At 52.9% G+C, this 11,750-nt stretch carries 11 protein-coding genes; 3 read left to right on the top strand and 8 right to left on the bottom strand.

Going from position 1 to position 11,750, the window contains the following annotated elements; genetic code table 11:
• Positions 1 to 587: 587 nt before the first annotated feature.
• Positions 588 to 1,418 carry a helix-turn-helix transcriptional regulator gene (locus DFR47_RS19035; RefSeq protein WP_113946096.1) on the bottom strand — a complete coding sequence of 277 codons (831 nt, stop codon included), beginning with the start codon at positions 1,416 to 1,418 and terminating at the stop codon, positions 588 to 590.
• 100 nt (positions 1,419 to 1,518) lie between these two features.
• On the opposite strand from DFR47_RS19035, the gene DFR47_RS19030 reads away from it, so the two are divergent.
• Positions 1,519 to 2,403 (top strand): SDR family oxidoreductase, encoded by an 885-nt coding sequence (locus tag DFR47_RS19030; RefSeq protein WP_113946095.1) that lies wholly within the window; start codon positions 1,519 to 1,521, stop codon positions 2,401 to 2,403.
• 120 nt (positions 2,404 to 2,523) lie between these two features.
• Here the strand turns inward: DFR47_RS19030 and DFR47_RS19025 are convergent, their stop codons facing one another.
• The 7 genes from DFR47_RS19025 to DFR47_RS18995 all read right to left on the bottom strand — a co-directional run bounded on the left by DFR47_RS19025 (position 2,524) and on the right by DFR47_RS18995 (position 9,676).
• Positions 2,524 to 3,399, bottom strand: coding sequence for a DMT family transporter (locus tag DFR47_RS19025; protein WP_245416649.1), 876 nt, complete (start codon positions 3,397 to 3,399; stop codon positions 2,524 to 2,526).
• Positions 3,400 to 3,734: 335 nt separating this feature from the next.
• Positions 3,735 to 5,168: an NAD(P)(+) transhydrogenase (Re/Si-specific) subunit beta gene (locus DFR47_RS19020; RefSeq protein WP_113946093.1), complete on the bottom strand. Its 1,434-nt coding sequence runs from the start codon at positions 5,166 to 5,168 to the stop codon at positions 3,735 to 3,737.
• A gap of 19 nt (positions 5,169 to 5,187) precedes the next feature.
• Entirely contained in the window at positions 5,188 to 6,774 is a 1,587-nt protein-coding gene (locus tag DFR47_RS19015) for a Re/Si-specific NAD(P)(+) transhydrogenase subunit alpha (RefSeq protein ID WP_113946092.1), read from the bottom strand.
• A gap of 127 nt (positions 6,775 to 6,901) precedes the next feature.
• Complete coding sequence (locus tag DFR47_RS19010; RefSeq protein ID WP_113946091.1) at positions 6,902 to 7,231, bottom strand: antibiotic biosynthesis monooxygenase family protein; 330 nt, start codon at positions 7,229 to 7,231, stop codon at positions 6,902 to 6,904.
• A 27-nt stretch (positions 7,232 to 7,258) separates the two neighbouring features.
• A complete protein-coding gene (locus tag DFR47_RS19005; RefSeq protein ID WP_113946090.1) occupies positions 7,259 to 8,248 on the bottom strand; it encodes a zinc-dependent alcohol dehydrogenase family protein in 990 nt (329 codons plus the stop codon).
• Between the two features lie 61 nt (positions 8,249 to 8,309).
• Positions 8,310 to 8,612, bottom strand: a complete 303-nt coding sequence (locus tag DFR47_RS19000; protein WP_113946089.1) for an ArsR/SmtB family transcription factor — start codon at positions 8,610 to 8,612, stop codon at positions 8,310 to 8,312.
• A gap of 143 nt (positions 8,613 to 8,755) precedes the next feature.
• Positions 8,756 to 9,676 carry a LysR family transcriptional regulator gene (locus DFR47_RS18995; protein ID WP_113946088.1) on the bottom strand — a complete coding sequence of 307 codons (921 nt, stop codon included), beginning with the start codon at positions 9,674 to 9,676 and terminating at the stop codon, positions 8,756 to 8,758.
• A 96-nt stretch (positions 9,677 to 9,772) separates the two neighbouring features.
• Between DFR47_RS18995 and DFR47_RS18990 the strand changes: the two genes are divergently transcribed.
• Entirely contained in the window at positions 9,773 to 10,618 is an 846-nt protein-coding gene (locus DFR47_RS18990) for an alpha/beta fold hydrolase (RefSeq protein WP_113946087.1), read from the top strand.
• 129 nt (positions 10,619 to 10,747) lie between these two features.
• The gene (locus DFR47_RS18985) at positions 10,748 to 11,152 is read left to right on the top strand and encodes a RidA family protein (RefSeq protein WP_113946086.1); all 405 of its coding nucleotides are present in this window, start codon (positions 10,748 to 10,750) and stop codon (positions 11,150 to 11,152) included.
• Positions 11,153 to 11,750: the final 598 nt, after the last annotated feature.

Genomic DNA, 11,750 nt, shown 5'->3' with positions numbered 1-11,750 from the left:
GCTAGCACGTTGAGGGGTTAGTGTATCTGCTAGTCGTGTAGGCAACTCTGGTCGCTCCTTTTTCTATAATAACCTGCATGGTTCTTAGTGTCTGGAACCGTTCAAGGATGAGGCGTGGCGCTGAGTGGTCCAGACCAGGCTCATCCACACTCTGCAGCGGGTGTCACAACCAGTACTGCGTCATCGCCAACACCTCCAAACTCATATGGCTTTTTGCCATATTCATCGTTATTTCGGGCGCTGTAATGACTACCATCCGAGACCACCTATTCGCTGTTCGTTGGCGAAACTTCGTTTAAACGATACGAAGCAAACGAGTTTGATCCAGGCGCAACCTTCGCTGGCTAGCCTCCCACAATCAACAGGCCTTGTAACGCCGTTCTCATTTTTTCTCGTATCTTCTTACGTTTTCAGACAAGGGCTGGAAGCAATCGCTCAATGCTGTCTGGCGTATTATCTGGTGCTGATAGATGCTCTGATTTTGAAGAACCCAGAAAAATCGATGCAGTTCAATTAAAGACACACATCTGCCATGCTCCAGTTGAGAGAGTGCACAGCAACCGACTTTAACTCACTTTGATCTGTTTTTATGTGAAGCCTCGACCCTTCATGAGCGTTTTAATGCGGTTTTTATCAGCTTCCGAAGCTGGATTGTAAACAATAAGACTTAGATCCGCACGGCCATCTACGGCGAAACCGGAGTACTCAAGTTCAATAAGACCTACGGTCGGATGCTGGAGCCGCTTTATCCCTTCGCCATAAATTTCGACGTCATTGTTTTGCCAAAGCGCTGCGAACTCGGCACTATTGGTGCACAATTCATCAACGAGCTCACTGATTTCGCGAGATGCGCCGGCTCGTATGGCATCTGCACGAAAAGCTCCGACAACAGATCGAGCAATACTGTTCCAGTCCATCTGCATATCTCGTATTTCTGGAGTGCAGAAAACGATACGGAGAATATTTCGGCTGCTCGGAGACAACTTGCTGTAATCTGTCAGGACTGCGGTCGCTGCCCTGTTCCAAGCAACGACGTCCCAAAGCGCGGTTTTGATGATTGCAGGACTTGTCTCAAAAGCGTCCAAAAGGCGTTGTAATCTAGGTGTTACACCTTCCGGCACACAATACCTCACCTCGGGTGGATGGCCGAGCGCTAACATGTAGATATGCTCACGCTCCGGTTCAGTTAACATCAATCCTTTAGCGATACGGTCGAGGACGTCTGGTGATGGAGCACCGCCACGCCCCTGTTCCAGCCAAGTATACCAAGTGGGACTGATATTCGCGCGTAGCGCCACTTCCTCCCGACGTAACCCAGGTGTGCGTCGTCGAGCCCCACTGAAGCCGAGTGCCGCTGGATCCAGCTTGGATCGACGATCTTTCAGATATGTTCCAAGAGAGTGCTTGAATGTCGTCACTTAACAAACCTGTTACTCATTATAATGGGATAATGTCACTACTTTTACATGATTAGTATTAAGCGCAAAAATCGATGTTATTCAACATGAGGAGACATTGATGCGAATTTTTCTTACTGGAGCTACCGGGTTTATTGGCTTCAAACTTGCACAGGAGTTACTCGAAGGGGGGCACCAAGTTCTAGGTCTCACGCGATCTGAAAAAGGTGCACATGATCTGACCAAGGCTGGTATCGAGCCTCACAGGGGTGATCTAGAGGACCTGAACAGTCTGCGCTCGGGTGCAGCCGTATGCGATGGTGTAATCCATACCGGATTTGACCATAACTTTTCGAACTACGTGGCCAATTGTCACAAAGATCAAAAAGTGATTGAGGCCTTGGGAACAGAACTCGTTGGCTCGTCTCGACCTCTGGTAGTAACTTCGAGTACCTTGATGGGAGAAAACACACCGGAAGGGTTGGCTGACGAGGACAGCTTGAATCTATTGCATCCAAATCCGCGTGTAATATGTGAAGTCGCAATCAGCGCATTGGTGGAGCGCGGCGTGAATATATCGACCGTGAGATTATCGCAAATTCATGACACCTACAGACAAGGTTTAGTAACCTTCTTAATAGAACATGCTGCGAGGGCAGGTCGTGTAGCATACATCGAGGATGGTACTAATCGTTGGTCTGCAACCCATGTTTCAGACGCGGTGCGCTTGTTTCGGCTTGCAATTGAAAAGCAAAACACCGGAGCGAGGTATCATGCCACCGCTGAAGAAGGGATTTCCCTCCGTGCTATATCAGAAACAATCTCTCGACGTCTTCGGCTTCCTGTCATATCGATCTCCGCTGAAGAGGCTAGCGCGCACTTCGGCTGGTTAAGCGGCTTTGTTGGAAAATCTATGATTGCTGCAAGTGACAAAACGAGAATGCGCCTTGGCTGGAATTCAGTTGGTCCAAGTCTTCTCACTGATATTGAACAGTTGAGATTGTGATCTGTCGCAGTGATCAGCATCCGGTGATACTGGGGAAGCGAGACGGGGCAATGAAAATAGCACCACTTCACAGCGAAGATATGAAGCCCTTAGGCGAAACATTCTAGCAGGTTTCAACCTTCAACTAGATTCAAGTCTCTCAGCATTCGGTGGTCGCAGATTGAACAAATTACCAACCAGGATCAAACCTGCGCCCACCGCAGTGAAGCTATCTATCACCTCGGCATACAACAGATACCCCACTAAAGCTGATAACGGCACCCGCAGATAGTCCATGGGCATCACAACTGTAGCATCTGCATGGGCCAAGGCCTTCGCCATACAAAAGTGGGCAAATGAACCGGCAAATGCGAACAGAAATAACCATGGCCACATTAAAGCTGACGGCCAAATCCACACATTCAGCGCCGGGACGATCCCAATAATCGATTGGATCACAAGCATCCAGAAAATGATCTTTGTAGCACTGTCGGAACGCGTCAGAGCTTTGGTAGATATGAACGAGATTGCGAACGCAAAGGCTGCTCCGAGCGTTATCAAATGGCCAAGATTTAGGGGAGCTACGCCCGGACGCACAATTAACGCGACGCCCGCCAAGCCAAAAAGGATTACTGCTCCCTTTTGCCATGTCAGTCGCTCATTCAGGAATATGGCTGCCAGAAAAGCGGCCCAAATCGGCGCGGTGAACTCAATCGAAATAACCTGAGCCAATGGGATTAGTGTCAGTCCCATTAACCAGGCATATTGTCCCACGTAGTGGACAACGTTGCGGCCGATGTGCGTAGGCAGGATACTGGTTCGCATTGCCCGGATCCCGCCTTCTCGATAAACAAACGGCAACAGCATAAACATAGCGATGACGGAACGCATTTCCATTAGCTGGAAGACATCAAGCGTCCGGGTAACAGCTCGGCCCGAAATAGACATTAGCAGTATCAGCAATACAGATGCCATCATCCATGTTGCTGCCTTGACGATCGACAGACGGTTATCCATGTAGTGCACTTTCAAGGTTGGAGTGATGGCTCAATATCGATTTCCAGCGTTGGATCATTACGAGCTTTCTTAGGAATTGCGACTTCCTATTCACAGAGCTCCATGTCAGCGGCGTCACGCGGATGAAGCCCCATATGCTCGTTACCGAAGGACGGAATGACGATGCTCTTCCGGCCGAGGCAGGCTGGTCTACCACGATCTCGGTAGGGCCCCTATACATTTGCGAAAGACGTGTTTGTCATCAAACGTCCATCAGTTTACGTACTGTGTTGGGTAATATCCCCGCGACCGATCGAGAACACATCCAGCCTCTTGGCCATTTATCGTCCCTTAAATTAAGCCAGAATGGGCAGCAACTGATCGATGCTCTTCTTGGCGTCGCCGTAGAACATGCGGGTGTTGTCCTTGTAAAACAGCGGGTTTTCGATGCCGGAGTAACCTGTGCCCTGACCGCGCTTGGAGACGATCACCTGCTTGGCCTTCCACACTTCGAGTACCGGCATACCGGCAATGGGCGAATTCGGATCTTCCTGCGCGGCCGGATTGACGATATCGTTCGAGCCAATGATGATGGCCACGTCGGTCTCGGGGAAATCGTCGTTGATCTCGTCCATCTCCAGAACGATATCGTAAGGAACCTTCACCTCTGCAAGCAGCACGTTCATATGACCCGGTAACCGGCCGGCGACCGGATGAATAGCAAAGCGCACGTTCTTGCCGGCTGCCCGCAGCTTGCGGGTAAGCTTGGAGACTGACTGCTGCGCCTGCGCCACCGCCATGCCGTAGCCTGGCACGATGATGACGCTGTCGGCGTCGTTGAGGGCCGCGGCCACGCCATCGGCATCGATGGCGATCTGCTCGCCGATGATTTCCATTGCCGGACCGGTAGTTACACCGAAGCCGCCGAGGATGACCGACAGGAAGGAGCGGTTCATCGCCTTGCACATGATGTAGGAGAGGATCGCGCCGGACGAGCCGACCAGCGCACCGGTGACGATCAACAGGTCATTTCCAAGCGTGAAGCCGATAGCGGCGGCGGCCCAACCGGAATAGGAGTTCAGCATCGACACCACTACCGGCATGTCGGCACCGCCAATGCCCATGATCAGGTGATAGCCGATGAAAAAGGCGGCAAGCGTCATAACGAGTAGCGTCCAGGTGCCCGCACCATTGACGTAGAGCACCAGCATTGCGAACGAGAGTAGCGCAGCACCGGCGTTGAGCAGATGACCGCCCGGCAGCTTCTTTGCCTTGCCGTCGACCTTGCCGGCAAGCTTGCCGAAGGCAATGACGGAGCCGGTGAAAGTGACTGCGCCGATGAAGACGCCGAGGAATACCTCGACCTTCATAATCGACAGTTCCACAGGTTCTTTGTGGGCAAGGATAGCGGCGAAGCCCGTCAATACAGAGCGGGCCATCGCGTCGAGACCAGCGACATTCACCGCCTCGATATGGGCGTTGAAGCCGATGAAGACTGCGGCGAGACCGACAAAGGAATGGAGTGCCGCAACAAGCTGCGGCATCCCGGTCATCTGGACGCGCGAGGCGACAAAATGGCCGAGCACGGCGCCGCCCGCGATCATCAGCACAATTACAAGCCAGTTACCAACGTCAGGTCCCAAGAGCGTGGCGACGATGGCAAGGCCCATGCCGGTCATGCCGTACCAGGCGGCGCGCTTGGCGCTTTCCTGGCCCGAAAGCCCGCCGAGCGAGAGGATGAAGAGAACGGCTGCCGCGATATAGGCGGCCGATACGATACCGATCATCATAATGATTACCCTTGTCCGATCAGGATTTCTGGAACATGGCGAGCATGCGCCGTGTGACGAGGAAGCCGCCGACGATATTGATCGTGGCGATCAGCACCGAGAGTGCAGCAAGCAGCACCACCAGCCAGTTTCCAGACCCGATCTGCAGCAGCGCACCGAGAATGACGATGCCGGAAACCGCGTTGGTAACCGCCATCAGCGGAGTGTGCAGCGAATGCGAGACGTTCCAGATAACCTGGAAGCCGACGAAGCAGGCGAGCACGAAGACGACGAAGTGGCTCATGAAGGCCGGCGGCGCAAAGGCGCCTACCAAAAGCAGCAGCGCTGTACCGATGGCGAGCAGCGTCAACTGGCTCTTCGTCTGAGCCTTGAAGGCTGCAGCCTCGGTGGCGCGTCTTTCCTCCGGTGTCGGTTCCTTCACCTTCTCCTTTGGTTTCTGCGCCGCGATCGCAGCGATCTTCGGCGGTGGCGGCGGATAGGTGATCGCCCCCTCGAAGGTGACGGTCGCACCGCGGATAACGTCATCCTCCATGTTGTGGACGAGCTTGCCATCCTTGCCCGGCGTCAAGTCGGTCAGCATATGGCGGATATTAGTGGCATAGAGTGTCGATGCCTGCGCAGCCATGCGGCTCGGGAAATCGGTATAGCCGATGATGATGACGCCATTGTCGGAGACGATCCGCTGATCGGCAACCGTCAGATCGCAGTTGCCGCCACGCTCGGCCGCAAGGTCGACAATCACCGATCCCGGCTTCATCGCTGCCACCATGTCGGCAAGCCAGAGTTTTGGCGCATCACGGCCGGGGATCAGCGCTGTGGTGATGACGATGTCGATCTGCGGCGCAAGCTCGCGGAACTTGGCAAGCTGCTTCTCGCGGAATTCCGGCGAAGAAGGTGCCGCATAGCCGCCGGTGGCAGCGCCATCCTGGTGACCGCCCCCCTCACCATCGGCGAAATCGAGATAGACGAACTCCGCCCCCATGCTCTCGATCTGCTCGGCAACCTCGGGACGCACATCAAAGGCATAGGTCTGAGCGCCGAGCGAGGTGGCGACACCGATCGCCGCAAGACCGGCAACGCCCGCACCGATCACCAACACCTTGGCCGGCGGCACCTTTCCAGCGGCCGTCACCTGGCCGGTGAAAAAGCGACCGAAATTATTGCCGGCCTCGATCACCGCGCGGTAGCCAGCGATATTGGCCATCGACGACAACACATCCATCTTCTGAGCGCGGCTAATACGCGGTACCATGTCCATGGCGATGACGTTGGCACCCTTTTCCTTGGCAAGCTCCAACAGTTCCGCATTCTGGCCGGGATAGAAGAACGAGATCAGCGTCTTGTCTGATGATAGAAGGTCAACTTCCGCTTTCGTCGGTTGTCGCACTTTGACGATGACGTCGGAAGTTGCGGCAAGCGCGGTAGCTCCCTCAAGCACTTTCACCCCAACCGCCAGGTAGGCATCGTCCGAAATTCCGGCCGAAAGCCCAGCACCTGCCTCGATGGCACAAGCATGTCCCAGTTTCATCAGTTGAATCGCACTTTCCGGTGTCATTGCGACACGCGACTCGCCCGGATAATTCTCTTTGAGAGTTCCAATTTGCATATGAAGCCTTTCTTTCACCGACTGACAACGGGATTACGTTCCGGAAATGGGTGGCTGTAAAAAACAACCTGACAACCACCCATCGTTTCAGAGCCGCAAATTCCCTGATCTATCGGCGTTGCCCATACTAAGTGGCAGTGTTCAGATCATCATGTTCGCTTGCGGTAAAAGCTCCGCCTTCGATATGATAGACTTTCGGCTCTTCCGAAAAATATTCCTGTAGGCCTCTCATGAAATTTTCATGGTCTTCGCTTGCTTCGAAGCCTGGTGTGTGATCCTCAAGTGAACGCCATCGCACGATAAGATTAAACACTTCTGGCGTTTCGATCCCTTGCGCCAGTAGGTGCCCGCGGTAACCCTGGGCGCGGCTAAGCAACGGAAGGACTTTGTCGAATGCTTTTCTGAACGCCTCAATTTGCTCCCTATGAACGGGCAGCAGCGCGATCTCATAAATCATGATTGCACCTTTAATGGAGTTGAGCGTTTACGAACTTGCACGCGTAGTGTCAGCGGACGGGTCAACTGCAATCACGATTTTTCCCCGAATGCCGTTGTTCGGGGTTTCAAGGCGAGTATGGGCTTGAGACAGGTCGGCTAGCGCATAAACAGCGCCTACGTGTGGACGCAGTTGGCCACGCTCAACCAGTGTGGTCAGTTCATCCAGCTTACCGCGGTTCTGTCGCGTGAAAACGAAGTGATAACTTGCGTTCTTGCCCCACGCTTCAATAAGGTTCTGTGGCTGTGCGATGTCCACGATCGTGACAACGCGACCAAGTTGCGCGAGCACATCCGGGCTGCGGGACAATGTGTCGCCACCAATGGTGTCAAACACGACGTCAACGCCGCAGCCATCCGTTTCCCGCATAATGGCGCTGATATAATCTTCTTTTTTGTAGTCGATAACGACATCCGCCCCAACACTTCGTGCAAATTCGAAGTTATCTTCGCGTACAGTCGTGAATACCTTCGCACCGATGGCTTTCGCGACCTGGATTGCCACATGACCGACCCCTCCGGCGCCGCCATGAATCAAGATGCTTTCCCCCACTCTCAGAGTTGCGCGCTCAACGAGGGCCTCCCACACCGTCCCGCCAACCAGGCTCAGACTTGCCGCTTCGAGATGGCTGAGCGATGAGGGTTTCCTTCCGATAATAGTTTCCTTCGCAACGTGGTATTCGGCATAGCTGCCCGGTCCGTCAAAGATTTGCGGGGTGTACCAGACTTCGTCTCCTGGAGAGAACATCGTCACGCCTGGCCCGACTTCTTCGACAACACCGGATACGTCATGACCAGTAATCGCCGGGAGTGGGACATAGTCGCGATAGTCACCGCGTCGAACCTGATAGTCCAACGGATTGATCGATGTAGCGTGCACGCGCACTAGGACTTCTCCTGCCTGCGGAACAGGCTTTGGCACGTCGCAAAGCTCGAACGATTCCGGGCTACCAAAAGAGTTAAGTATCATCGCTTTCATTGTATTTCCTCACTTCGATAAAAAGAGATATCGGGATTTTTCGATATTATATAGTAAATGATCACAGGTCTTTCCCTATGATCTCGGTCAGAGCGCTGATCGTCGCTTCGTTCCGTTTATAGTAAGTCCATTGACCGATGCGCCTGACTTCGACCAAGCCAGCCCGCTGCAGCGTTGCAAGATAATCGGATACTGTCGACTGCGACAGTCCGACACCTTCTTGTATACTACTGACGCAGACGCCCACGACATTGACATCCCCCTCATCCTGCGGGGGAAAATTCTTCACTGGGTCCTTCAGACCCTGCACGATTTCAAGACGTGTACGGTTTGAGAGGGCTTTGAATATTTCGAGTAAATCCATACCCAATACATATCGGGAATAAGCGATATGTCAATACTAAAAAATGACATCTGTGCGATTATACCGATCCCTTAGGTAGCGGCACGATTGTCGCATATGGCATCTAGCTCAGGCGGAATTCGCACCTTGATGTCCTCAAGGCTTCATAATGGCGGCGAGAATTTGCTGATAACTGATTTTCGCAGAAGAGGCACGGCAAAATCGATAAAGGCGCGTAATGCACCTCCATCGAACCGCCTCGGTTGGAAAACAAGATGAACCGGAATCGGATCAGGTTCGTACTGAGCGAGAATATCAACCAGAGCTCCCTCCGCGAGTTGACGCTCGACCTGATAAGAGAGAGGACGCACAATACCCATTCCGCGTTCTGCCGCGTCAATCGCTGCACCTGCGCTATTGAGTGCTATACGACAAGATACGCGAACCGATCGAACCCGATTTGTTACAGTATTTTCCAGGTACGGCCACAACTCCTGGGCCCCGGCTTCATTTAAACCGATGCATCTGTGGTTAGCCAAGTCGGCGGGACGGGTCGGCGTCGGATGCTCAGCCAGATAAGACGGCGCGGCGCAGGTCAATCGACGAACCTCACCTACCCGCAATGCACTCATTGACGAATCCGGCAGATCAGCAAGGCGAACGGCGATATCTACACCTTCGCCGACAAGATCGACCAGTCGATTGAGAAGAAGCACACGGACCTGAACGCGCGGATATGCCGTCAGAAACTTTTCAATCACAGGCATCACTTTCATACGGCCGAAAAGTTCCGGGGCTGTAATTACCACACTACCACTGATGTCCAGGTCCTGTGCCCCGGCCTCAAGATGCGCAAGCTCTTCAAGCATTAGCCGGTATGTCGAAACATGACGCTCGCCGGTTTCCGTAACGGCAAAGCGACGTGTCGTACGCTCTATAAGCCGCTCACCGGCTGTATCTTCGAGTTGTGTGACAGCCCGCGTGACCGTTGCAGGAGAGAGGCCAAGCCTTCGGGCGGCACCAGCAAGCGAACCGGAATCTACCACAGTTACGAAGATCGACATAGCTTCCAGACGGTCCATCATTGTTTCCAATTCTGCAATCGATTCTTCCAGATTTTACTTATTATTCTCCAATATGAAATGCACTACATATCTAAAAACAAAAGAAAGGTGCGCATCATGACAATACGCTACGGTTTCAAAAAAGTAGGCAATGTTGAAGTTTTCTACCGGGAAGCTGGACCAGAAGACGGTCCGGTAATCCTGCTGTTGCATGGATTTCCGACCGCCAGTCACATGTTCCGTGACCTAATTCCGCTTCTTGCCGATCGCTTCCGACTGATAGCACCAGACCTGCCTGGCTTTGGGCAGACCAAGGCACCGGCAAGGGGCCTGTTCGACTATACGTTCGACCGCCTTGCCGATGTGATTGAGGGCTTCACTGAGGCTCTGTCCCTTGATCGGTATGCACTCTACATCTTCGATTACGGTGCGCCAGTCGGGTTACGTTTGGCGATACGTCATCCCGAGCGCGTCATGGCAATCGTCTCGCAGAATGGCAACGCTTATATCGATGGCTTCAGCGACCAGTGGGGGCCATGGGAGACATATTGGCGCGAACCTAATGCTGCGAACCGAGAAGCTTGCCGTCCCTCCTTGGCACCGGACACGATCCGAAACTGGCAATATGGTACCGGAGCCAACCCGGACTTGCTCTCACCCGACGGTTATGAACTCGACATCGCCTATATGGCGAGGCAAGGTGCAGAAGAGATTCAACTGGATCTGATCCTCGATTATCGCAGCAATGTTGCGCTGTATCCTACTTTCCAAGCTTACTTCCGCGAGCATCGCCCGCCTCTGTTGGCAGTGTGGGGACGCCATGATCCGGCGTTCATCCCAGCCGGAGCCGAAGCATATCGACGCGATCTTCCAGACGCAGAAATCCATCTGCTCGACGCGGGACATTTCGCACTGGAGACTCATGCCGCGGAAATTGCAGAACGAATGCTCACGTTCCTCTGAAGAAATATGTATCTCTCGCGGCATCGGCGTTGCAAAAATAACAATGGTGTCTGCGATACGGACTAAAACCGTGGCTCACTCGATTTGCCTTTCGGCGTTCGAGCAAGCCGTAGCAGGAGAGAAATCAATATGACGAAACCCATCCCCATTTTTCCCGCAAACCGTCACGCACTCTACGAGGCGCACGGTTACTCAGCCGCCATTGCCTCCGGAGATCTTCTGTTTGTTTCCGGTCAGGTCGGAAGTCGCAAGGACGGCTCGCCCGAACCGGACTTTGTCGAACAGGTCCGACTAGCTTTCGCCAATCTCATAGCCACCTTGGCAGCCGGCGGTTGCACACTCAACGACATCGTCGATGTGACGAGTTTCCATACCGATCCTGAGAACCAATTTGCAACCATCATGGCAGTGAAGAGCGAAGTCTTCCCCGAGCCGCCCTATCCAAACTGGACAGCAATCGGGGTGAACTGGCTTGCCGGTTTCGATTTCGAGATCAAGGTGATCGCCCGCATTCCATTTCAGACGAGAAGATGAGACCTAGCACGCAAAGAAAGATCCAATATGTTGAAAAATCGAGATCCCCCCATTGCGACCAAATTGCCGTCACACCGCTCTAAACTTGCCTGAATTAGCAGACAGTTTTCGTGTTATAGTTAAGGTTGCGTTTTCGGTTCCGAATTGAATTAGTGTTTTATAGCCAACAGCAGAATGTCTATGCAGCGGATTATAGAAGCCATCAACATATTCACCAATATGCTTTACAGCTTCTTTACAGGATAGAAAATAGAGCGCCAAATCGTGGCCTTATTATAGCATCTTTCTTATTCCACTCATGGATGCTAAGTTACCGTAGTTTTTGAGGAGATCACGATTGCCGTCAGCAGCATATGAGTCTTCCTTATTGGAGCACTGAATAAGGCCAGATTAGGCCATCGAATTTCAATGGTCTGATCGCCGGATCTTGCTTTATACGATCACTGCTTCCCATCCCATGATGCGGTATAAATAAAACTCAGCAGCAATGGTCGAATAAAGTCAGCCTTATATCAAATCTCATTTTCTAATCTAGCGTTTCGTAAGAAAATTCTTGACCTAGAACGTGGCTGCATGAGGTACGTAATGGTTGCTGCTG

It is taken from the genome of Pseudochrobactrum asaccharolyticum (assembly GCF_003314995.1).
Classification (GTDB): domain Bacteria; phylum Pseudomonadota; class Alphaproteobacteria; order Rhizobiales; family Rhizobiaceae; genus Pseudochrobactrum; species Pseudochrobactrum asaccharolyticum.
Note: the sequence above shows the minus strand (reverse complement) of the source record. Positions and strands in the feature narration are given on the sequence as shown.